General features: G+C 44.1%; 18 protein-coding genes. 8 read left to right on the forward strand and 10 right to left on the reverse strand.

Going from position 1 to position 24,335, the window contains the following annotated elements; all coding sequences use genetic code 11:
• Nucleotides 1-122 precede the first annotated feature (122 nt).
• Nucleotides 123-653 (forward strand): DUF6886 family protein, encoded by a 531-nt coding sequence (locus tag BMX50_RS26360; RefSeq protein WP_091217315.1) that lies wholly within the window; start codon nucleotides 123-125, stop codon nucleotides 651-653.
• Nucleotides 654-851: 198 nt separating this feature from the next.
• On the opposite strand, the gene BMX50_RS26365 is transcribed toward BMX50_RS26360, so the two are convergent.
• From BMX50_RS26365 to BMX50_RS26390, 6 genes are all read right to left on the reverse strand, one after another.
• Nucleotides 852-2,063, reverse strand: coding sequence for a DUF5000 domain-containing lipoprotein (locus tag BMX50_RS26365; protein WP_091217320.1), 1,212 nt, complete (start codon nucleotides 2,061-2,063; stop codon nucleotides 852-854).
• Between the two features lie 20 nt (nucleotides 2,064-2,083).
• Nucleotides 2,084-3,310: a DUF4959 domain-containing protein gene (locus tag BMX50_RS26370; protein ID WP_091217323.1), complete on the reverse strand. Its 1,227-nt coding sequence runs from the start codon at nucleotides 3,308-3,310 to the stop codon at nucleotides 2,084-2,086.
• Between the two features lie 50 nt (nucleotides 3,311-3,360).
• On the reverse strand, nucleotides 3,361-5,280 hold the full coding sequence (locus tag BMX50_RS26375; RefSeq protein WP_091217327.1) for a RagB/SusD family nutrient uptake outer membrane protein: 1,920 nt from the start codon (nucleotides 5,278-5,280) through the stop codon (nucleotides 3,361-3,363).
• Between the two features lie 20 nt (nucleotides 5,281-5,300).
• The gene (locus BMX50_RS26380; RefSeq protein ID WP_244281107.1) at nucleotides 5,301-8,588 is read right to left on the reverse strand and encodes a SusC/RagA family TonB-linked outer membrane protein; all 3,288 of its coding nucleotides are present in this window, start codon (nucleotides 8,586-8,588) and stop codon (nucleotides 5,301-5,303) included.
• A 551-nt stretch (nucleotides 8,589-9,139) separates the two neighbouring features.
• Nucleotides 9,140-10,669 carry an outer membrane beta-barrel family protein gene (locus BMX50_RS26385; protein WP_091217332.1) on the reverse strand — a complete coding sequence of 510 codons (1,530 nt, stop codon included), beginning with the start codon at nucleotides 10,667-10,669 and terminating at the stop codon, nucleotides 9,140-9,142.
• Nucleotides 10,630-11,604, reverse strand: coding sequence for a TonB-dependent receptor (locus BMX50_RS26390; protein WP_091217335.1), 975 nt, complete (start codon nucleotides 11,602-11,604; stop codon nucleotides 10,630-10,632). Before BMX50_RS26390 ends, BMX50_RS26385 begins: the two co-directional genes overlap by 40 nt.
• 572 nt (nucleotides 11,605-12,176) lie before the next feature.
• Here BMX50_RS26390 and BMX50_RS26395 point away from each other — a divergent pair.
• From BMX50_RS26395 to BMX50_RS26405, 3 genes are read left to right on the forward strand one after another with little or no spacing between them, the layout of a single operon-like run.
• On the forward strand, nucleotides 12,177-13,310 hold the full coding sequence (locus BMX50_RS26395; protein WP_091217338.1) for a sensor histidine kinase: 1,134 nt from the start codon (nucleotides 12,177-12,179) through the stop codon (nucleotides 13,308-13,310).
• Nucleotides 13,307-14,047 (forward strand): LytR/AlgR family response regulator transcription factor, encoded by a 741-nt coding sequence (locus tag BMX50_RS26400; protein ID WP_091217343.1) that lies wholly within the window; start codon nucleotides 13,307-13,309, stop codon nucleotides 14,045-14,047. Before BMX50_RS26395 ends, BMX50_RS26400 begins: the two co-directional genes overlap by 4 nt.
• A 41-nt stretch (nucleotides 14,048-14,088) precedes the next feature.
• Nucleotides 14,089-14,511 carry a DUF1801 domain-containing protein gene (locus tag BMX50_RS26405; protein ID WP_091217347.1) on the forward strand — a complete coding sequence of 141 codons (423 nt, stop codon included), beginning with the start codon at nucleotides 14,089-14,091 and terminating at the stop codon, nucleotides 14,509-14,511.
• A gap of 31 nt (nucleotides 14,512-14,542) precedes the next feature.
• On the opposite strand, the gene BMX50_RS26410 is transcribed toward BMX50_RS26405, so the two are convergent.
• Both BMX50_RS26410 and BMX50_RS26415 read right to left on the reverse strand, forming a co-directional pair.
• Complete coding sequence (locus tag BMX50_RS26410) at nucleotides 14,543-16,825, reverse strand: histidine kinase dimerization/phosphoacceptor domain -containing protein (protein ID WP_091217352.1); 2,283 nt, start codon at nucleotides 16,823-16,825, stop codon at nucleotides 14,543-14,545.
• Nucleotides 16,826-17,046: 221 nt separating this feature from the next.
• Entirely contained in the window at nucleotides 17,047-18,498 is a 1,452-nt protein-coding gene (locus tag BMX50_RS26415) for an aminotransferase-like domain-containing protein (RefSeq protein WP_091217356.1), read from the reverse strand.
• A 93-nt stretch (nucleotides 18,499-18,591) separates the two neighbouring features.
• Here BMX50_RS26415 and BMX50_RS26420 point away from each other — a divergent pair, with 93 nt between their 5' ends.
• From BMX50_RS26420 to BMX50_RS26435, 4 genes are all read left to right on the forward strand, one after another.
• Nucleotides 18,592-19,059, forward strand: coding sequence for a GNAT family N-acetyltransferase (locus BMX50_RS26420; RefSeq protein WP_091217359.1), 468 nt, complete (start codon nucleotides 18,592-18,594; stop codon nucleotides 19,057-19,059).
• A 129-nt stretch (nucleotides 19,060-19,188) separates the two neighbouring features.
• Entirely contained in the window at nucleotides 19,189-20,391 is a 1,203-nt protein-coding gene (locus BMX50_RS26425; protein WP_091217716.1) for an aminotransferase class V-fold PLP-dependent enzyme, read from the forward strand.
• A 331-nt stretch (nucleotides 20,392-20,722) separates the two neighbouring features.
• Nucleotides 20,723-21,841 carry a Gfo/Idh/MocA family protein gene (locus tag BMX50_RS26430; protein WP_091217362.1) on the forward strand — a complete coding sequence of 373 codons (1,119 nt, stop codon included), beginning with the start codon at nucleotides 20,723-20,725 and terminating at the stop codon, nucleotides 21,839-21,841.
• Nucleotides 21,842-21,940: 99 nt separating this feature from the next.
• Nucleotides 21,941-22,207 carry a DUF4342 domain-containing protein gene (locus tag BMX50_RS26435; protein ID WP_091217366.1) on the forward strand — a complete coding sequence of 89 codons (267 nt, stop codon included), beginning with the start codon at nucleotides 21,941-21,943 and terminating at the stop codon, nucleotides 22,205-22,207.
• 55 nt (nucleotides 22,208-22,262) lie between these two features.
• On the opposite strand, the gene BMX50_RS26440 is transcribed toward BMX50_RS26435, so the two are convergent.
• Together BMX50_RS26440 and BMX50_RS26445 are read right to left on the reverse strand one after the other, a co-directional pair.
• A complete protein-coding gene (locus BMX50_RS26440; protein ID WP_091217370.1) occupies nucleotides 22,263-23,150 on the reverse strand; it encodes a dienelactone hydrolase family protein in 888 nt (295 codons plus the stop codon).
• A gap of 158 nt (nucleotides 23,151-23,308) precedes the next feature.
• The gene (locus BMX50_RS26445) at nucleotides 23,309-23,989 is read right to left on the reverse strand and encodes a YoaK family protein (protein WP_091217374.1); all 681 of its coding nucleotides are present in this window, start codon (nucleotides 23,987-23,989) and stop codon (nucleotides 23,309-23,311) included.
• Between the last annotated feature and the right edge of the window lie 346 nt (nucleotides 23,990-24,335).

Here is a 24,335-nt window from a genome sequence, read left to right on the forward strand (position 1 = left end):
AAAATTTTCATTGCCGTCGGTTTTAACCGACGGTCATAAACAGATAAGAAACGGCTTTAGCCAAAACCCGTGTTGATTACAACAGGACGATTAAACTTTCCAAAAACTTCGTAAGTTTGGCTATGCACCCGCCCAAACCCCGACTTTTCCATATCAGCGAACAGCCCGGCATCAGCATATTTACTCCCCGTCCTTCCCCATCGAATTTTGATAATATTACCGGCGATGTTGTTTTCGCTATCAGCGATCAGTTGCTGCATAACTACCTGCTGCCCCGCGATTGTCCGAGGGTTACATTTTATGCAGGAACTAATACTATTGATGCGAATAAGCAAAAGTTCATGGGTAATACAACGGCCAGTCATATTGTTGCTGTGGAAAGCGGCTGGTACCAAAAGATCAAAGAAACAACCCTGTATTGTTACGAGTTTTTGCCGGATGATTTTATGCTGATAGATGAATGCGCAGGCTATTACGTATCCTATAAACCGGCTTTGCCAATAGCGGTTACCGTTATTGGTGATATCATGGCTGCATTGTTAAACCGGGATATTGAACTGCGGTTTATGCCGTCGTTAACTGACATTGCTGATGCTGTTCGCAATTCAAGCCTTCGGTTTTCGTTGATCAGGATGCGGAATGCGAAGGGGTGAATAGAAAATGAACAACCATATCATTACGAGCGATAGCGTGGCAACCGCACGGAAGAGTGGCCGCCCTGTATAGCATGCGATTGCTTCGTCGTTCCTCCTCGCAATGACATAGCTTTGATACTGCCCCCTAAAAACTACAAATCCCGCTGCTTCAATTGAAACAACGGGAATTTGTCATTATTAAACCAAACCAAGGTTTTACTTATCAACTTTATACATAGTTAGTTCTATGAGGTGGAAATAATTTGTTCCGCCCCAGGTTTCCAGTACTTTGAACCTGATGTAACGGTATGCAGGCAGGTCGGCAGGGAAGTTGAACGGCTCGCCGGCTGCGGCAAAGTCGGCATCAGCCTGGGTGGTTTGTCCTGTCGGCAAACCAGATGGCTTAACCGAGGTGAAACTTGCCAGTTTTGTCCAGCTATCGTAGCTACCGTCGGCATTAGGGCTGTTGCTGCCGTAGATCTCGAAGCGCTTAGGATTGCCATAATTGTACAAGGCCGAAGTACGCTGCCAGATTTTCATTTTAGCCAGCGACGCCTGCTGCCCCATATCAAACGTAAACCATTGCGGCATGCTTGTTCCCGGGGTATGGAAGCCCGGCTCATTGGTGCTCTTATCCCACAGGTAATAAGTTTCCCAGCCATATGCCGATGGAATATCGGTAGGTAAATTATAGGCTTTGAACAGTGATTTGTCGCACTCCACTATCCCGTAGATCTTTGGAAAATCATCGAACGATGTAGTATTAAACACATCAACCGCATCGGCCGTTGGTTTATATGATGAGCGGTACTGGATAGCTGTTCCCAATTTAAGATCGGTCAATGTTATGCCGCTGCTATCTACGCTAAGCTCTTTTGTTGCCTCGGCCCCGGCTGTATTGGTGTACTTGATGGTAGTTGAAACGTTTCCGGTATCGGCCTTAATAAAAAATAACCTCACCGAACCATTATCATTTACCTGAAAAGGATTGGCAGTATTGTACGAACGGTTTAACAATGCCGACTGGTAAGCCGGACCATAAACACGCACATTGTTAATATCCTGCCCTACTGATGAATTGCCCGCATCATCACGTGCAACCAGCCTGAAGCTGTACACATACTCCTTTAAATTGGGGATGGATACACTGATGGAATCGGCCGGGCTGTGGCTTGTGGCATCAACAATCACCGAGTCGGTGGCGTTGTTCCAGGTGATCTTATAGTTTTTAATACTCGGATCAGGGCTTGGGTGCCAAACCAGCACCGCCCTTAAATTACCGGGATGGAAAGTTACTTTACTTGCCAAACCCGGATAAGTTACCTCATGGTTATCTAAAAACGCCTTATAATCCTTATCGTACTTTTTACAGGCAAATATTGCAATACTCGCCAAAAAGAAAGCAGCTATACTGTATCTGATCTTCATGTCTTTAATTTTTAATTGTATTACAATGGGTTACCATATAATGAGATCTCCAGCGCGTTCACATAATCCAAACCGCCCCAGGTTTGTGTACACTCCAACCTGATAAATTTGGTAGCAGGCGCGTTTATGCCGATCTTGAAATTAACACCTGCGGCTACAAAAGCTATATCAGAAGCATTGGCCTGGTTTGGTGGTAAGCCCGATGGCGGGTTAGGGTAAGTAAAGTTGCCGAGGTTAACCCAGTCGCCGGATACGGTACCCGGAGCCGAGTTTTTAGGCAGTACCGAATCTTTTGGCGCATCGCTACTGGTACCCCACAAAGTAAGCTGCCTGATATTTTGGTAACCAAACACGCCGCTTAACCTTTCCCATAAAACAAAACGGCTTAGTTTAGCATTTACGCCCAAAGCAAAGGTGCCCTGTTTGGTAGGCGCGCTCAGGGTATGCCAGCCTGGTTCGCCGGTGTTACCGTCAAACAGGTACTTGAACTCCCAGCCATAACCAATAGGGCTATCGCTATCCAAATGGTAGGTATAAAATTTGCTTTTATCCAGCAGGGTTTCAAACAGCGGCGTAAGCGTTTTATACACCGTATCCGACACATTGCCAAACCTATCGGTAGTATACACACCAAACTTTTTAGGCGTGGCATCGTATCCACGAACCGAAAAATTTACCGAATCGGTATTGATATACTGCGGGTCCTGCTCGTCGTATTTATTGGTTTTATCATTTAACGACAGCACATGCACAGCAATTGGCACTTTATTAGGGTTTAACCCGAAGAAATTGGCGCCGCCAAAATCAGGGGTAATATCCAGGTTATCGTTGATGAGCAAATAATTGGGTGTTTTAGGGCTAACCTTTACCACAACCGGATCTGATTTAACGTTGGCACGGCTCACCGCATACAGGGTAACTTCATAATCTTTTGCCCTTGCAAAACCATCAACCGTAATGGTATCGGTATAATAGCTGGCCTTGGTTTCCCTGGTTGTTTTATCGTTGATGTTATAGCTGGCTAAAACGTACAGCAGGTTTTTAGAGTTAGGCAGCGTATAGGTAAGCCTGGCCGCGCCGTTTAAATTCTCAACCTTAACATTGGTGACCACGCCGGGCTTGGTAGTATCATTCGATACCACCTCGATGTTTGATTCGCCCTTTTTACAGGAAACGATAAGCATGATCAGCAAAACCGGCATAAGCATTAAACCGGTAAGCCATCTGCGGTTATTAATCTTTTTCATAATTTATATTTCTATATTAATTATCTAATCTTTTCAGTAAACAGATGCTCCTACCAGTAAGGATTTTGGGTAAGGTTATTATTCACTATCAGGTCGTTGGTACTGATAGGCCATAAATAATCCTTAATGCCAAACACCGGCTGTATGATGGTTTGCGGGCGATAATAGTTAACCGCAGTGCCCTCATAAATATTCCATCCCTGGATCGGCTTACTCAGCACATCCTGCAGTTCTTTCCAACGGCGCAGGTCCCAGCCGCTTTGTGCTTCAAAACAAAGCTCGATCCGGCGTTCCTGGTGAATAATAGCCCTTAAGCCATCTTTTGAACTGGGTTTGGATGGATTTTTCGAATAATTGCTCCATGAGGCCTGCACACCATCTAAACCGGCCCTCGCACGCACCTTGTCAATGTAGGAGTAAACCTCGGCTGTTGGGCCCTGCACTTCGTTCAATGCTTCGGCATATAACAGGTATAAACCTGACAGGCGCATTACCGGTAAATGGTAATTTTCGGTAGTGAAGATGTTATCATAAACCGACAGGTAATTGGCCAGCTTTTTAGGCCAGTAACCGGTGATATTGGTGGCGCTGATACTTTTGGGACCGGCCAACGCATATGGGCCGCGGGCCTGTACATAATAAGCAGTACTTTCATCGCGTTTACCGTTACCAAACCAGATGCCGCCATCAAAACCGATATCGGCATAAAACCTCAGCTCCCGGTTAAAGTGGGCTTTAGCAGTCTCATAGCCGCTCATGATCAACGGGGCGCTTGAATCATCGCCGGTTTGGGTTGAGTTACGGTTGGTGTAATCCCAGGTTTTGTCCTCGTTGATCGGCACGCCTTTGTCAGTATAAAACAGATCGGCAGTTTGGATAGGCACTGCGAAAGTACCGGGGTTGGTTGATGCCAAACCTACCGCTGCCGAGGTCATCCTTGGGATGGTGAAGTTTTGGTAAGTAAAACCATAGTTCAGCGCCCAGATCAGCTCGGGGTTTTGCTCCCATTTTTCAGTGATATCGTTTTGCAGGGTTAAAGCTTTCTTCAGCTTGTCGGATACATTGCCTACGCCAACTGTTGGTGGTGTAGTATACAGTTTAAGCCCCTGCGCTTCACATTCGGTTATCGCTGCTTTACAGGCATCGGCAGCTTTTTGCCATTTACCTGCATCATAAGTGGTTGAGAAAAGGCTTTTACCATCGTGATCTTTAAAACCTGCATAATCCGGGTTACCATTAAACAGCGGACTTGCAGCCGTTGTCAATATCTCGGCCTTAACCGACATCGCTATAAACTTGGTAATACGGCCAAACTCGGTAGCCTGGTTATCAATAACCGGTGGCAGATCAGGAATGGCTTCATCAAGCAGGGATACCACATATTCAAATCCTTCATCAACCGACGACCGTTTGCGTTTCACCTCCTCGGCCGACGCATTGATCGGGAAATTTTCCTTGATCAGCAGCATGGGGCCATACATACGGATGAGGTAATAGTGATAGTATGCTTTCAGAAATTTGGTTTCTGCAATCCACCTCTTTTTTTCAGATGCGCTTAGGTCAATGGGCTTATCAATGTTTTCCAGCATGATATTGCATCGCCTTAAAGCCTGGAAAATTGCCTGGCCGCCGTTAGCGCCATCCCAATAGTTAAGGCTTACGTTCGAGTTGCTTTGCAGCCCGCGGATCAGGTTAAAGCCGGCCTCGTTAAAGTAATGATCATTCAGCGTGTTAGGGTATACGATCTCTGACGAGTACACGAATCCCGGGTTGTTAACCACATCATTTAAATGCTGCATGGTTGAGTAGCAGGTAAACAGGTAATCTTCCGCTTCGTTACGGTTACGGAAGGTATAGTCTATCGTGGCCACATTATCAGGAGTGATATCCAGGTATTTTTTGCACGACTGGCCCATGGTAACCAAGGCGGCCAGCATAACAATTTTATAATATGATCTTATATTTTTCATCTCTCTAAATCCGTTTACGGTTATAAATTCACGTTTAAGCCCAGGTTAAACACCTTTTGTATCGGATAAGCAAAGCCGTTACCGCCCTGCTCAGGATCCCACATTTTGAAGGGGCTCCAGGTAAGCAGGTTAAGGCCGTTAAAGTAAATGCGGCAATTGGTCAGGTGCATTGCCTTTGATAAATTCTTTGGCAGCGTGTAACCTATCTCAACCGATTTAAGCCTCATGAAACTTCCATCGCGCAGCCACCAGGTACTTGGCTGTAAATTGTTAAGCACGGTAGTTGAGGTAGTACCCAAACGCGGATATAAGGCGTATAAATCCTGGTGTTCCTCGCTCCAGTGGCTATCGGCAAAAGCCTGTAATACTTGTGTATTTCCGTAGATGTAGGGGTCGTTACTTGGGATGAATGGGCTAACCTTATTCGGGTCGATAAAAAACGATACCCTTGCCTGCCCCTGGAAGAAGGCCGAAAGGTCGAAGCCTTTGTACCCGGTTGAGAAACCGAAGCCGTAAACAATTTCGGGTGTTTGCGGATAGCCTAAAAAGGTTTGGTCGAGGTAGTCGATCTTGCCGTCGCCGTTCAGGTCGCGGTATTTAATATCGCCGCCCTGTGGCAGGATACCGTTTGTACCGTTAGCACTGAAGATCTGGGTTGGCGAGTTTCGGGCTTCCTGGTCGTCAACAAACAAACGCTCGGCTATGTAGCCATAACCACGGCTTATAGGCTGACCGATGAAGTGCCTCCACGACTCTTTGTAATCAGGTTCTTCAATATATTTATACCTGTTGGTTGAATAAGTGAAGTTACCGCGGATGGATGCCCAGGCTCCATTGCTGAAGCTCTGCTTATAATCCATCGAAAGATCAACACCTTTTGAATCTACTTTACCCAGGTTGGCGCTGGTTGATGATTCCAAACCTTCGCTGGTTGGCGTGTTAGTACGTTCCTGCAAAATATTATAGCGGTTGTTGCGGTAAAACTCGGCCACTACATTGAAGTTTTTCAGGAAGGTAGCTTCAACCGCAATATTGGTTTGCTTTGATGTTTCCCAGGTAACATCAGGGTTGGCATAGTTGTTAATGAACACACCTTTACGCTCGTACTGGTTGTTGATACCAAACTGGGCATAGTTAGGCCCGGCATTAAGGGTAACATCCGACTGGTAGAAGAACCTTTGATTGCCAATGGCGTCGTTACCCACCAAACCATAGCTGGCGCGGATCTTCAAACGATCGAGGATATTAGGGTTCCAGAATTTCTCGTTTGATACCACCCATGAACCGCCAATGGTTGGGAAGAAACCATAACGGTGATTTGCAGAGAAACGCTCCGAACCGTTATAGCCAAAGTTGGTTTCAATAAAATACCTGCTCAGGTATGAGTAAGTTAACCTGCCTGCCAAACCTAAGTTGCGGAAAGGTAACGAATACGGCAAGGTGGTAGTACCTGTTTTAGGATCTTTGGCGCTTGAATAAAGCGTTTGCTGTGCAGTACCAATTAAGGTTGAGCTGATGTTATGCCCTTTACCAAAAGGCTTGTTATACTCCAACGCTGTTTGCAGGTAAAAGAAAGTATTGGCATTAGGCTCATTACGGCTGTAATTCAAGTATTCGGTCGCTACGTTGTTACCAGTCGGCTGCGGGTTAAGCCAGGTTAAAGTGTACTGGTTGCTATCCTTATCGTAGCTACCTACGTTATAATAAAAAGGCGAGTAAGCCAGCTGCGAATCAAAGTATGAATACCTGTTGGTATTGAAAATGCTTTTAAACTTTAAACCATCGGTAATAAATTTCAAATCCTGGTTTAACTCAAACTGTGCCGACATTCTTGACTCTGATGAGTTTTTATGGCCCCTTAACAAAGCAGCATACGGGTTATTGTACTGGATGCTGTTGCTGGTGGTACCCGATGCTAAGCCTACGTTACCAAACAGGATATGCTGCGCATTGGCATTGGCAGCATCGGGCTCAAAATAGGCCGGGAACAAAACCGGGCTGGTATGAATAGCAACATTGTAAAGGTCAGACGCGAAAGAACCATCGGAGGTAATAGGTCCGTTATACTCGCTGAACGTACCCGATAACCTTACTATGATCTCGGTGGTTTTGGTTAGGTTCACATTTACGTTTGAACGTAACTGGTAATTTTTGAACTTAACGTTATTGTTGTTGTTGTTGCGGATATCCTCGCGTAAAACACCGTTATCAATGTTGTACGAACCGGCAATGTAGTAGCGCGCTGTTGGTCCGCCTCCACTAACACTCAAATCGTTACGCTGTGTGGTAGCTTGTTTTTTAAATAACAATCCCAGCCAGTCAACCGCCGGGTAAACGTAAGGGTTGCTGCCCGGTGTGTGGTTAATAGTGTTAATGGTATTGTTTATTTTAGTTTGAGGGAAAGGGAGCGGCAAAGAAGGATCACGTGTTAACGATGCCTCGTTGTATAGGTTCATGTACTGGATAGGATCAACCAGTTGCGGCGTTTGTGTTGATTGCGATGAGGAAAACTCCGACCGGAAGTTTACTTTGGCCGGGCCTTGTTTACCCTCTTTAGTGGCAACCAAAATTACACCGTTTGCACCACGTGCACCGTATAAGGCTGTGGCACTCGCATCCTTCAATATCGAAAAGCTGGCGATATCATCAACGTTTAAGCGGGCAAGATCATTGGTTGAAAGCTCCACGTTATCTATCAAGATCAACGGATCGCGTTTGTAGCCGAAAGTAGTTACACCCCTGATGAAGAAGGAAGCGTTATCCTGCCCCGGCTGGCCACTGCGCTGATAGGCAATGATACCTGCCGCCTGGCCTGCAAGCGCATTGGTAAGGTTACTTGCCGGAATCTTCAACTCGCCGGGCTTAATACTGGTAACCGAACCTACAAGGGCTTCCTTGCGTTCCTTTTTACCAAAGGCGGTTACTACCACCTCTTCGGCAAGGAGCTTTTGTTCTTTAAGCCTGACAGTAACATGCTGATTATCGGCTGTAACTACAACGTGCTGGTCAATGAAACCAACAAATGAGATTTTGAGGCTGGTACCAGCCGCTACTTCAAGTACAAACCTACCGTTGATATCAGACGTTGTACCTACATTCTTAACATTTTCGGCAATGATGTTGGCGCCGGGAATTTTTACGCCAAGGGTATCGGTTACCTGCCCTACAACCGTGATCTTGTTTTGCGCATGCACATTAACGGCAAAACATGACAGTATCAGAAGCATTAATAACCGACCAACGAAAAGATGGCTTTGCTGCCAGCCCCTCTTCACAGAAGATTGATCGTAATTGTAAAATGGTTTCATAAATTTTGGTTCATATAAATTATTTAGGGTTAACCGGATTTTTTTAAAATCACTTTTGCTGTTGGCTTAAGGTCATAGCATTTGCATGCCGGTTAGTTTAACCAGCAATTAAATTGTTTAGCAACCAGCACTAAAGGAAAAGTCGAATAATAGCTAATAATATCATTTGATCGGAATGATTCAATAAGCTATAGGGTTTACTCGGGTTTGGTGATTTTTAATTGTAGCAACGACAGTTTCGCCGTATTGAGGGAGTAGAGCTTCTTTTCATAATTCTTTACGTTTGATTTTACTAATTGGTTTTGTAAATGTATAAGGGGACAGCAAAATTTAAAATGGATAAAACATATAAAAAGATGGATAATATTATCAATACTTCTATTCCATTTTGAAGTAAATAACAGGTATCTAAGCCCGCCTTTTAAACAAACCTATCAAACTGGATTAGTAGATATTAAAACCATTACTTATACCGAAAACAACAGAAAAAGGCCGCATCACGGCCTTCTCAAAAAAATGAACAATACTGCTTTTTACTATTGCAAAACCTTTTAATTGCCCTTAAGCCGCTCGCGCTCCTCTTTTGAGCCGTTTTCCTGTTTACTCCGGTTTGCGGAACCCGTGCCACCAAATGACTTTGTATAAGTAAGCTTGATTATTGGGAAACGCCGGGTTTCGGTATTGACAAGCACGTTGCTTTTTATGTCAAAAGCCTCGCGCGTAAGCGTGCCGTACCGTACATGAATTTGCGAGGCGCTAAACACATCGGCCACCGCTAACTGCAGGCTGCCACCGTTATTTTTTAGTTCTTTTTTGATACCGGCATTGATCACCCCAAAACCATCAATCCGGGTTGTGCCATTGTAGAAAAGGGAATTATATTGCCCCGATACCTCTGCCGAAAAGCTGTTGGGCAATTTAAACAGCTGGTTAAAATTGAAAGAATAACCGAAATATGATTTGGTTAGAGGATTCAAAGTATAATCCTCCTTAAACTGCCTCAAACCGCCAACAAAGCTGTAGGTCATCTCCCACCAGTTGCCTAATTTAAACGGTGCATTAACCTGGAAGGTAAGATAGTTTTGATATGGTAAATTTTGAGGGGAGATAAACAGGATATCATGCGCAGGGCTTTCGCTGAGCTGATAGCGGGCAATGGCGTTATCGTCCCGGCTGTAAAGCAGGGAAAAACTATAATCACCATAATTATAGCCCAGCTTTATATTATTGGTGATGGTGGGTTTAAGAAACGGGTTGCCGGTGTAAACTGCTGTAGGATCGCTGTAAGCAAAGTAAGAAGCCAGGTCATCATATGAGGGCCGGGCTATCCTTTTGGTATAGGATAATTGCAACTCAGAACGGTCAGTCAGCTTTTGGGTAAACAGCACTGTCGGGAACAGCTTGCCCAGTTTGCGGTTCACGATATTGCTGCCGGTTTGCGGATTATCCATATTGGTGTATGAATACTCATAACGTGCGCCGGTATTCAGGCTTGTACCTTTGCTTAGTTGCCAGTTAAGCGAAAGATATGCAGCGCCGATATCCTCTTTCATGTAAATATTAGCTGCGGTTTGCATATTGCGCTCCCAAACCCCATTATTAAAACTTTCGATGCCTGATGAACTTGAGCTGCCGGTATGTGTGCCCTTAATACCGGTTTCCAGCTTCAGCAAAGGCGATAGCTGGTTGATATAATCGGCTTTAAACACACCTACGTTGATAGTGGTATTGGCAAATCCACGCTGCTGCTGGGCGCTTACGCTGTTATTGGCATACACCTGTTCGCCATGTTTATTTACAAAGGATGTATTAACCACCGTTGGGCCATCGCTGCTGTAATGGATATAATCGCCCTCCATGCTAATCTTCTCCCCTTCTTTCAGCACCCGCTCAATATTGATTGAGCTTATGAGATTACTAAGGCGATCGTTACCATTGATATGCCCGATATACCTGAGCAATGAATCGGGCAGGATATTGTACCCGGCATTACTATAAGTAAAACTTGGTGAGTGGATATTGTTATAGCTTACATTGCCGCTCAGCGTGGTTTTGGCATCCAGCTTAATATCTGCACCCAAATTGGCATTATGATTATTGCTGATCCGTTTGGTTTTGGTGTAAAATTCAACCTCGGCATTACGCCGATGAAGGGCATGTACTGGCTTCCGGTGATAAAAAGATCGGTATAGGTCCGGTCGTGCTGGAAAGTGTAAGAGCCGTACAGGTTAATATTTTTGGTGTTATGATTGAGGTTGAAGCTAGCCGTACCTTTTTCGCCCATGCCGTAGCCTCCCGTTAAGGAGTAGGAGCCGTTGGTACCCTGCTTTTTACTTTTCTTCATTACGATGTTGATGATCCCGGCGCTGCCTTCGGCATCATATCCGGAGGGCGGCGTACTCAGCAGTTCTATCTTTTCAATATTATCGGCACTGGTACCGTTAAGCAGGTTGGTAACCTGTGCCAGCGGCATGCGCACCAGCTTTCCGTTTATCATAATCGTAGCACCGCTTTTCCCGTTTAATAAGATACCATTATCCCGGTGATCAATGGCCACCCCCGGCGACCGCTCTAACACCTCCAAAGCGGTGCTGCCTTTGGTAAGCACACTGTTCTCAACATTCACTACTAACCCATCGCTTCGCTGCTGATACAGTGGCTTGCTGGCCTTTACCACTACTTCTCCTAATTGCCGGGTATCTTCTTTCATCACAATAACGGCAAGGTATTTTGCCTCCTTGTTTCCGCTGATTTTAAAAGGAGACGAAGACCAGGTTTGATAACCCATACTGCTTAATTTAAGGCGATAATTGCCGGCGGGTACATCTGCAATGCTATAAGCGCCCTCTTCGGTGGTGAGCATACTTTTAACTGATGATGAATCTGCCGCTTTGATAAGCGATACGGTTACATATGCTAAAGGCTGGCCATTGGCTGTAGTTACCCGACCTGATACCTGCGCTTTTACACCCTGTAAAAGGCAAATAAATAACAGACTGATGCTTAAAGTTTTCATATGCTTTCACAACCTTTTTAGCGGTTATGCCAGCAAATAAAAACCGGTTCGCGAACTTTAAAAAACTTCAGTGATGAGCAGCTGCGGATAATTGACGAGATACACAAAAGCAGGCTAATACACTTAAAATCAAAACCATATTAGCTTTTTTACCATTTATAAGTTAAGCGTTGCATTTGGTCAATTATTTGTGCCGGTTGGTATAATGACGGTGCATAAATCATTGCAATTGCTGTATCTTTAGGTATGATGTTGGAAATCATTATATAAAACACGTCATTGCGAGGAACGAAGCAATCCCCGATGAGCAGAGCCGCTCTGTATAGTTTGGGATTGCTTCGTTCCTCGCAATGACGGATTTTTGAACGCATCCTCGGGGTAACATGGCGTACAGTCGACTCACCCGGTCTACGCTTCGCTGGACCACCCTCTCTCCGGCTACGCCGCAAAGAGGGTTAGAAAAATAAAAGAATCCCCTCTTTACGCTTGCGTAGAGAGGGGTGACGAGCGCAGCGATGTCGGGGTGAGTCAATACCGTAGCTGAGATGTAATATCTCAACAATTAAAGTAATATGAACAGGCTATCAGTAGATACATTAAACCAAAACTGGCTGTTTAAATACAAGCTGTATCACATCCCTTTTTGGTGTGTGTACCATTATTTTTGGTTTACTATTGCGGTAGCTAACCCTGTGGCCGCGGCTAAATCAATGTTCTTTTCGGCGTATAGTGTCAAGATCCTGGCTTACGTTATTTTTCAGGCCCTGTCGGTGTATTTTAACCTTTACTTTTTAATGCCGCGGTTCATGAAAAAAGGTCATCTTACCCAATATGTAATTTACCTTTCGCTAACCGTTATCTGTGCATCGTCCCTTATTAATGGCGGCTATTATTTAAGCGCTTTTTTCGCGGGCTGCTCGGTTAAAAAAATGTTCGGGGTTGAACCTTCCGACTTCGCATCATTTTATAATACGTCGTTCCCGTCTACCGTGGCCAGCATGACTTTAGGTATGAGCATCAAACTCACTAAAAACTGGTTGCAAACCCAGCACCGCCAGCAACTGCTCGAAAAAGAGAAACTGGAAACCGAGCTTAAATTCCTGAAATACCAGTTTAACCCGCATTTTTTGTTCAATAGCATCAACTCCATATTTTTCCTCATCCATAAAAATCCGGGCATGGCATCAGCTTCGCTGGCTAAATTTTCGGAGTTACTGAGATATCAACTGTACGAGTGTAACGACCATCAAATTCCCTTGGGAAAAGAACTCACCTATCTCGAGAACTTTATCGAGCTGGAGAAACTGCGGCAAAATAATAATGTACACGTCTCTTTTGATGTAGATGAACAGATGCCAGGGCATTTAGGCATAGCGCCCTTTATCCTCATGACCTTTGTAGAAAATGCTTTTAAGCATGTATCAAAAGATGCAGAATATTCCAATTGGATTGATATCAAGTTGAAGCTGACAAACAACCAGCTTGATTTTTATGTTGCCAACAGCACATCCAATGAACCAGAAACCGAAGCAGTGAATTATGGCGGCATCGGCCTTAAAAATGCAAAACGCAGGCTCGATCTGATTTATCCTGATCTGCATAAGCTGGAAATCCAAAATGCTGATAACCGGTTTGAGGTGCACCTCCAATTAACCCTGGCCGAACTGGAACAACCGGCCGCAACCCTACAAATGGCTTCCCTATGATGAACTGCGTAATAATTGATGATGAACCATTAGCCCGCGAAGGGTTAGCCAGCTATGTACGCGAGGTTGATTTCCTGAACCTGACAGGCACCTGTGAAAACCCGCTCGAACTGATCAAACTGCTTGACCATCAGTCCATCGACCTGATATTTTTGGATATCCAGATGCCGAAGATGAACGGGATCGATTTTTTAAAGATCATGCAAAAGCCTCCCATGGTGATCATCACCACAGCTTATCCAAGCTACGCTTTGGAAGGCTTTCAATTGAATGTGCTTGATTACCTGCTGAAACCCATTACTTTCGACCGCTTTTTTAAATCGGCCAATAAGGCTAAAGATTACCACCGCCTGCTCAACAATTCGGCCCAGCCGGGCGCGCCGAAAATCGAGGCTGAAGAAAATTACTTCTTCATCAAATGTGGTAACAAGTATGAAAAGATCTATTTTGATGAGATCCTTTATGTAGAAGGGATGCAGAACTATGTCACTATTTTTACTACAAAAGGCAAATACATTACGCTGCTCAATCTTAAAAGTTTGGAGCAAAATTTAGATAGTAAATTGTTTATCCGTGTGCATAAATCATACATTGTATCAACCAATAAAATTGATGGTATTGAAGGGAACGATATTTTTATCGGGCAGCACCGGATCCCCATCAGCCGCAACTACCGCGAGCAGGTGATACAGCAGGTTGTTGCCAATAAACTATGGGATAAAATAAAATTTTCGTGATATATTTATATCAGTTTTAAACCTTTATCCCGCATAAAGTCATGGCCAAAAACACCAACAAAACTACCGAAACCGTAGCAAGTGTAAGCGATTTCATTAATACCATTGCCGATGAAACCAAACGCGCCGACAGTTTTAAGCTGACTGAATTGATGGAAGAAGCCAGCAGCCATAAAGCTAAAATGTGGGGGCCTGCTATTATAGGTTTTGGCAGCTACCACTACAAATATGATAGCGGCCGCGAAGGAGATGCCCCGCTCATTGCTTTTTCGCCCCGTAAAAGCTCCCTTACGCTTTATTTACCAGGCTTTGAGAGTAAGGAACAACTGTTGCAAAAATTAGGAAAGCACAAGCAAAGCGGCGGCTGCACACATATTGTAAAACTAACCGATGTAGATAACACTATACTAAGGCAATTACTTAACGAATCATTTAAACACGCCGAAACAACGCATTGCAAATAACACTGCTTTAAATCATCTTCGTCACAAAAAATCAATCAGATTCAAGGGTGGTTTTACGCCGCAGCTCTTCTATTTGAAACTCAATAGCAATAGTTACCCCTGCTAAACCTTTAATAGTAAACGAACCGCCCAACTGTTTACTTAGCGCCTTCATCATTTCCATACCCAATGAAGTGGCCTTTCTAAGATCAAAATTTTCAGGCAGGCCCTTGCCATTATCGGCAATAGTTAATAACACACTATTATTATTTGAGCGGTGTAAGCCTATATTGATTATTCCGCCGCCATCTTGGAAAGCGTATTTTATGGCGTTTGTAATAGCTTCATTAAGTATAAGGCCGAAAGGCACAGCCTGGGTAAGATCAAGTTCAATAGGATCAATTAGTAATTCGAAGCGGATACGCCGTTTCCCGGTATCAAAACAATCCCTGAGATTATCGACCAGATCGGCCACATAGGTTGGCATTTTTATAGCGGCCACGTTACTTGAACTGTATAACTTGTGGTGAATAAGTGCGATGGCGCTAACACGGTTTTGACTTCCGGTAATAGCCTCCAGCGCAGCGGCGTTATTTTCAAGATATGCCGATTGTGTGCTTAGCAGGCTCATTACAATTTGCAGGTTATTCTTCACCCTGTGATGCACCTCTTTCAACAGCCACTCCTTTTCGGTCAGCAATCCTTCCTGTTTGCTGTTGAGCTGTTGCAGCGCATGGTTTTGCTTATTGATCTCATCCTGCTGGACCTGCAACTTCATATTTACATGTTGTTTTAACCTGTAACGGTTATACCCTACAGCAAGGAGCAAAGCAAGCATACATGACCCTCCAATAAACATGTTACGGCTTGTTTGCGCCGCCAGTACCTGGCTGCGCTGCAGCTGCTCTGTATTTTTAAGTAACTGAATATCTTTAGCCTGCAATTGCAGGTCATTGTTCTTTTTTTCGGTTTCAAACTCTATTTGCAAAAAGGCTGTATGTTTATTATTTGCAAACCGGTAATTGGAGTCAACAAGCATTTTATAGCGTTGATAATGCTTAATGGCACTTGCGTATTTACCCAGCCCCGAATCGGCTTTAAACCAATACAACTGATTTTGCGCCAAAAAGGGCAATAGTTTGCCATCTTTTAAAGCATCTTCATTTTTTTGGAGGTATGCATAGGCTTTCTTATACTCTCCTGTTGCAACATGATAACTTATATGGCCTCTGTAAATCTCGGTTATTTGATTACCAGCATCTTTAGCTAAAAGATCCAGTTTATCCAGGTAAACTTTAGCCATCTTGTACTGCTTCAGCTGAATATATACCAGGCAGTAGACGTAATACATCTCTATTTTTTTATCCGGATTATTAATTAGTGAAGCATAGTTATTAAGGATTTTCAGTTTGCTTAAAGCGGCAACAGGCTGCTCAAGTTTGTAATAGGCCATCGCCTCGTTACCTGTAATAACCACAATAGAAACAGAATCTTTATATTTTTTTGCGACGGCAATGGCTTTATCAAAATAAATTAAAGCCTGGTCCCATTTACGTAATGTGTAGTATGACAATGCTAAACGATTATATATAGTACACATTTGCAGGGAAGTATCCCTGTGACCTTCAGCCAGCCTGATAGCCATGAGTTCATATTTCAGGGCATTGTCGGCATCACCCAGATAAGTTAAATCGGTACCAAGCAAATCATATAAACCCTGAAGATCTTTAAAACCAATACTGTTATATAAGTTAAGCGCGGCACGAAGATTTTTAACCGATTCTTCGTATTTTCCCTGTAGTGTTAACAAGTCGCCAAGATCGGTCATGGTTGTTGCCGCCCGTTCTGTTATGCCTAACTTCAAAAAAATATCAATAGCTTTTTTATAATAGGCCATTTTTTTATCCAGATCAGCCCCATCATTGGTGTAGTGTTGCCCAATGATGATATAGGCTTCGGCCATGCCCGGTTGGTCGTCAATGCTCTTGAAAAGATCAAAGCCTTTTTGTGCAATATCAGCACCTGCCTTATGATCGCCTTTCTTATTACTGATCATGGCGGCCATTAACGCGGTATGCCCCTGTCCTTTAATATCATTTAGCTGAACGCTTAATTGTTCAGCTTGCTTCATAAAACGATATGAGCTGTCAATTTCTTTTGGCCCCGCACCCGATTTAAGCAGGATGGTACGACTTAAGGCAAGCAATAGTTTTACTTTGCCGGTATCTGCCTTACTTTTTTGAACCTGTGTTAATAAAGTTGTTGAGGATTGAGCATTTATATTGCCTGTAATAAATAAAGCTGCAAAGCATAACAGCAAAAGTTTAAATTTCATGATAAAGGGGGATTGCTTATGATACTTCAGTTACTACCTGAACAGCACACTACAAAAACACAAAGCTTTAATATAGAGAAAATTAACTATTTACCTGTATTAATAACAATAATAATCCAAAACTAAAAACAAAAGGCAAATAACCTAAAATTATCCGCCTTTAAATTGCAAGCTCCGGCCGTAAGTCTTTAATACATTTTTATCAAATAGCTGTATATATCTTATCGAAAAACTAAACTGCTCACTAATTTTCCTAACACTCTAAAACTCTCCTCCACCAAATCGTCAAAAGCTAAACCAAAGCTAATGCGGATAAAATTGTTAAAACGCCCGTCTACACTAAAAATCTGGCCGGGTGCTATGCTGATGTTATGCTCCATGGCCAATTGGTAAAGCTCAAATGCATTAACCTTTTTATCCAGCTCAATCCAAAGGGCATAACCGCCCTGCGGCCGGCTTATTTTGGTTCCTGGCGGAAAATGCGTTGCTATAGCCTGCGTATATCGCAAGCATTGTGTGTATAGCGCTTTGCGCAGATGCCTCATGTGCAGATCATATCGCCCCGTTTCAAAAAAATGACCGATTGCTGCCTGCGTGGGCGTTGCTGATGCTATAGAATGCATCATTTTGATATTCAATATTTGCTCTTTAAACCTTGCCGGTGGTATACACCAGCCCACCCTGTACCCCGGTGCAATTGACTTGGAAACCGACGAACACAGGATTACCAACCCTTCCTTATCATAACTTTTGCAGGTACGCGGACGGCTTTTGCCAAAATAGATCTCGCCGTAAATATCATCCTCAATTAAAGGCACCTGTCTTTTAGCAAGCATATTCACCAGTTGCTGTTTGCGCTCATCTGTCATGCAAACACCTATGGGGTTGCTGAAATTGGTAACAAACAGGCATACTTTTACAGGCTCTTCATCCATAGCACGCTCCAAGTATTCCAGGTCGAGGCCGGTATCCGGGTTAACCGGAATCTCTAATACTTTCAGGTCGAGGCTGAGCATCACATTGAAAATACCGAAGTAGGTAGGACTTTCAATAGCGATGGTATCGCCGGGTTTGGTGAGCGCCCGCAGGCAAAATATCAAAGCTTCCAGGCAGCCTTGCGTGGTTACAACATCATCTTCGGTAATATTGCCTCCCCAGTTAAAGGCATTTTTGGCAACCTGTTTGCGCAAAGCGATATTACCCTGGGGGTTTTCATAAGTGATATTACCAGAGGGGCTATTACGGATAGATTCCATCATAGATTTGCTGAGCTTGGCCAGCGGGATCAAACTTAGCGGCGGCGATGAGCGCGACAGTTGCAGTACGCTGTCTTCAGACATGTTGCGGTAAACCATGGCTATCATTTCGGCAACGCTGGCTTCCCCTGCTTTTTTTACCGGCAGCTTTGCCTCGGGTACACTCGTAAAACGGGCCGGCAGGTATTTTACATAATAGCCAGATTTAGTACGGGCTTCAATCAGCCCCATATTCTCCAGCTCAACATAAGCTTTATAGGCTGTACTTAGGCTGATGCCCTGCTCCTGGCTCAGCATCCTTACCGATGGCAGCTTGTCGCCCGGCTTAAGCAGGTTTTGTTTGATCTGCTTTTCAATGCGGGAGGCTATCTGGGCATATAAGAAATCATTATCTGTATTGAGTACCGGGCTTTCCATACAAAAATCTGTTATGCTCAAAATTAATAAAACTGCATCTGTTTTGCTATTGTGTTATGCTTTTATTTTGTATTGATCAAAATAATTAAGCACATGGAACTACAGGTTATCGATTACCAGCCGCAACACGCCCCCTACTTTGAAAAGTTTAACAAGGCATGGCTTGAAGAATATTTTACCGTTGAACCTTTTGATAAATGGGTTTTGGAAAATCCCGAAGAAGCCATCATTAAGACGGGTGGTAGCATTTACTTTGTGACCTCAAATCAAAAAATTATTGGCACCGTAGCGCTGCGATATATTGAGGACGGTGTTTACGAGCTTACCAAAATGGCGGTGGATAAAGAAAGTCGCGGAGCGGGTGCCGGTCAGTTTTTATGCCAGACCGGTATTGACAAAGCGCGCGAGTTGGGCGTAAAAAAACTGATCCTGTTTTCGAGCCGGGTGCTTGAAAACGCAATTCATATTTACCGCAAACTCGGCTTTACCGAAATACCAGTTGAACCGGGCACCTACAAACGTGCGGATATCATGATGGAAATAAATTTCACTAATAACTAATAGCTTTTTTATTGTTCCTTAGAGAGATGCATGTGATGCATCTCTCTAAGGAACAAGTCGCTTAGCATGCGGGAGACGCATGTGATGCGTCTCTACATTAAAAATCAAATTAACCAGCCTATCAACTTTATGGAAAATATACTAAGCGAACAGGAAGTACAGCAGCTAAGGGCCGAAACCCGGGGCACAACAAAAACTATCCACTTTAACAATGCGGGCTCCTCCCTGCACCCCGATGTGGTGGTTGATACAGTAATTGACTATCTATACGAAGAAGCTCAAAACGGCGGCTACGAAACCGAGTACACTTACCGCGAAGAGCTTGAAAACACCTATAGCCTCATAGCCCGGCTCATCAATGCCCGCAAAGATGAAATTGCCATTGTTGAAAATGCCAGTATTGGCTGGTGGCTGGCCTTTAACGGCATTGACTTTAAACCCGGCGACGAGATCATTACCTGCGAAATGGAGTATGTAACCAACCTGATTGGTTTACTGCATGCTCAAAAAACACTGGGTGTTGAGTTTAAAGTGATCCCTAATGATGAGCATGGTAATTTTCAGCTCAAAGCTTTTGAAGATGCCATTGGCCCAAAAACAAAGCTAATAACGGTTACGCATATCCCATCAACTGCCGGCAGCATGATCCCCGTTGAGGAAATAGGCAGGATAGCACGTAAACATAATATTTTGTACCTGCTTGATGCCTGCCAAAGCGTGGGCCACGTACCGCTGGATGTACAAGCTATTGGCTGTGATATGCTGGCCGTAACCGGCCGGAAGTATTTGCGCGCACCAAGGGGGACAGGGTTTCTGTATGTCCGCAAAGAAATTCAGGATAAACTGAAGCTGTTTTTTATGGATGGCTTTACCACGCAATGGGTAACCGAAACAGATTTTAAACCGCGTGATGATGCCCGCCGTTTTGAGGTGTATGAAAAAAGTCGCGCTTTAACCCTTGGTCTGGGCAAGGCGGTTGAATATGCGCTCAATATTGGTGTCGACCGTACCTGGCAGCGCGTTCAATATTTAGCCGGCCTGCTGCGCAGTAAACTAAAAGAAGTTAACGGGGTAACTGTTCATGATGTTGGCGATCAGTTATGCGGCATCGTAACCTTTTCTACAGATGGGATAGACAGTGCGACAGTAAAAACCCAACTGGCCGAAAAGCATATCAATGTATCGGTTGGTAAAGCGGTATCTACACTCATCTATATGAATAAAAACCACCTGAGCAATATTGTAAGGGCTTCGGTACACTATTATAATACCGAGGAAGAGATTGGCGTTTTGTGCGGGGCTTTGGAGGAGATACTTAGAGTGAGTGTTTAACATTTGCACGTTTTAGCGTTTTTTGGGGCTCCGTAGGTGCCTTGTATCGAAATTCAGGCTGGTGAATTTTGTGGGTAAACTTAAACCCCAGGGAGGGAATTAAAAAATCTTCCGAAGGCCCATGGTGATAATACCGACCACGGGCTTCGATTAAAAATTCGTGTAATTCGATTAATTGTAGATGCCTTGAAAAGCAGTCGTGTGGGAATTTTCGGTATAAAATTTCAACGGGATCGAATTATTTCAAACGCGGCTTCCCTGTAAAAATCAGATGACTTAGGTGCATTTTTCGCGGAAATATGTAAATTGTCATCAACCAAAAAACATACCTATGAATTCTCGTCGTGATTTTTTGCAGAAACTGGGCTTATCTGCTCTGGCCCTGCAGCTTGCCCCGCTTTCCGGTTGGGCAGCAGGAGCAGATAATGTTGAACCTCATTATGACGGCCCGCTATTGCGTGTAGCAATTTTGGGGCTTGGAGGCTACGGAACCATGGTTGCCGAGGCTATGCAGAAGTGTACCAAAGCTAAACTGGTAGGCGTGGTAAGTGGTACGCCATCAAAAGTTAAGGCATGGCAAAGTAAATATGGCATCCCCGAAAAAAATTGTTACAACTATGAGAATTTCGATAACATAAAAAATAACCCGGATATAGATGCCGTATATGTTATCACCCCAAACGGGCTGCATCATGATTTTGTGATCAGGACAGCAGCGGCTGGTAAACATGCTATATGTGAAAAGCCAATGGCGGTTAATGCGCAGGAGGGACAGGCAATGGTTGATGCCTGCAAAAAGGCCAATGTAAAACTGCTGGTAGGCTACCGCATGCATTTTGAACCCAAAACCCTTGAAGTGATCAGGATGAGGCAAAGCGGTGAGTTTGGAAAGATCAGGTTTTTTCAGGGACAATGTGGGTTTACCATTGGCGATCCTACACAGTGGCGATTGAATAAAAAACTGGCCGGCGGCGGCTCCATGATGGATATTGGCATTTATGCTATCAATGGCGCACGTTACATGACAGGGGAAGATCCGGTATGGGTTACCGCCCAGGAAACTAAAACTGATACGGTGAAATTCAAAGAAGGCGTTGACGAAACTATCCAGTTCCAGTTTGGCTTCCCGAGCGGGGCGGTGGCTTCCTGTTTATCTACCTATAATATGAATAACCTCGACCGCTTTTTCCTTGATGGGGAAAAGGGGTTTGCCGAGATGCAGCCTTCTACCGGCTACGGGCCAATCAGAGGTCGTACCCACTTGGGAGAGCTTAACCAGCCAATCACTACACACCAAACAGTACAGATGGATGAAATGGCCGATATCATATTTAAAAACAAACAACCGGTAGTACCTGTAAATGGTGAGGAAGCGGTAAAGGACCTGAAACTTATCGATGCTATTTATCTTGCTGTTAAAACCGGTAAAAAGGTGGAGGTAAGTTTGTAAAGCAGGACAACGATCCACTGCAAATCACATCGTCATATTTAGCAAAACCTGTAACAAGGCGATATCAAGCTCATCTAAATATAAAAACTTAAAAAAAACATGAGCACCAAAGAAACATTTTCAATTAACGGCGAAGCGTTATTGGGAAAGATAAAAGAGATAATTAATGAAGGTAAAGCCAGCAGGATCACCATTTCGGATAAACATGGCAAAGAGTTAATGACCTTTCCGTTATCCGTAGGCCTTTTTGGGGTGATACTGGCACCGGTATTTGCTGCTGTAGGTACCCTGGCCGCCCTGGTTACAGAATGTACCATAACGGTAGAGCGGGAAGAGGAAGATAAAGAAGATACCCCGAAAGAATAAGGTATCTTCCTGTATACAATATTACTGAATAACAAAAAGGCCGGGTATCCGGCCTTTAGTTTAAATATTCGGTAAAAAAATCAATTGTCCTTTTCCATGCTAATTCTGCCGCGGCTTTGTCATAGCGGGGAGTAGTATTGTTATGAAAGCCATGATTGGCGTTTTCATAAATAAAAGCCTGGTATTTTTTTCCATTCTCTTTTAAAGCTTTTTCATATGCCAGCCAGCCATCTGTGATGCGGGTATCCAGTGATGCATAGTGCAGCTGTAGCGGCGCTTTAATTTTAGGAACATCTTCAAGGGCCGGCTGACTTCCGTAAAATGGAACAGCGGCGGCCAGGTCGGGAACACGTACGGCCATCATATTAGCAATCCCTCCGCCATAGCAAAAACCTACAACACCCACTTTACCATTGCAGTCTTTATGGTTTTTCAGGTATTCATAAGCTGCTATAAAATCTTCTTCCATTTGGCCCTTGTCCCTTTTGGCTTGCATGGCGCGCCCTTCATCATCATTGCCGGGGTAACCACCCAATGGACTTAGCGCATCTGGCGCAAGTGTAATAAAGCCGGACAGGGCAGCGCGTCTGGCTACATCTTCTATATATGGATTTAGTCCCCGGTTTTCATGAACAACTACAATGCCACCCAACTTTTTCTTTGCGTCGGCAGGCTCTGATAGCAGGCCTTTAATTGTTCCGCCACCTTTGGGCGAAGGGTAGTTGATATAGCCTGATTTCAAATGCGGATCATCAGATTTGACTTCTGCTGTCGAATGGTAATCGGGCATCATGAAACTCATCAATGCAGTTACTGTTAAACCGCCTACTGCATACAAGGACAGTTTTTGCATAAAAGCGCGCCTGTCGAGGCGGTTATGGGCATAATCATCATACAGGTCAAACACTTCCTGTTTGATGTCTTCTCTTTTAATTTGGTTCATATTGCTGGAGGCTTTGTTCAAATTTACCGGTTAGGTTTTGCTTAGGGTGTAACAGTGTCGTTACCAGTAATGTTTTGTGTCGAATTTCCGGGCGCGTCCATGTATTGCATTTTACGTCTCTCCCCCAAGCAGAGGCTATCAGATTGATACCCCAAAGCTTACTGTAACTGCCGGGCTGCCTGTCGGGTAGTGCTTAGGTAACAGATAATCAATAATAAGCCGGGGGCAATCAGTACGGGTAAGCCAAAGTTTTTCGCCATCAGGGCACCGGTGAGGCAGCCACCTAAAAAGCCCGCTATGGTTATTGTTTGGTTTTTTAAAGCGCCGAGGCTAACTGTGTTTTTGAATAGAGAAAAAAGCAAGCTGCCAAGGTCAAGCGAAGCCTGGGTTACGTTACCGGTCATCATGGTTGTAGGGCCATAGGTTTCTTTGGCATAAAGTTTACCGAAGGCGTTTTGAAGACCCATGGCAAATACCACCATCATTGCTGTAAAGTGTACGCTCCAGTAGGCTATTGAATAGAACTTCGCGGATATTGCAAAGATGCCGCTTATGAGTAGCAGGATCCCTTCAATAAATAACAACCGGTACCTTTTACCCGCTTCTGCTCCTATTTGACCGCCGGTTATTACCGCTGCAACAAAAACAGGGAAGGAGAGTAATTTAATCCAGGCTTGCGGATCAGACCCGTTAATGATCTGGTAAGCAAATACTATAAAATTGCCGGTAACATGCGCCGAAAACATGGAGTTTGCTGCCACGAAAGTTACGGTATCACAATAGCCGGCAACAGCACTTAGCAGGATGGTTACATACCAAATGTTATTTGAGTTTTCCATTGATGTATTAAAAAGGCAGATCGTTGCTTCTATTGGCAAAATAGCCAATATTTTCTGCAAACGAATAGTTAACAGAAAGGTTCGTGTCTCCGCAGGGTTTCTCGTAGATTTAAGTTTACCCACAAAATTGCTTTGTAGCTTAATCAGTAAGGCGTTTTGTTTTGCCTCTCTGAGGCAAAGGGTATTTCTATACTTTTTATGCTACAAACCTTTTGCACCTCTGGTGCATCTGTCCTTAAGCAGCTCAATTAATACCTGATTATGTTGTAAAACCTTGCCGGTCCCAGCGGGGCCACGTGTTTCTAACCAAAAGAGGATATTCTTTGGCTCTGTAGGTGCCTCCTAT

This window comes from Mucilaginibacter gossypiicola, from assembly GCF_900110105.1.
GTDB classification, from domain to species: Bacteria; Bacteroidota; Bacteroidia; order Sphingobacteriales; family Sphingobacteriaceae; genus Mucilaginibacter; species Mucilaginibacter gossypiicola.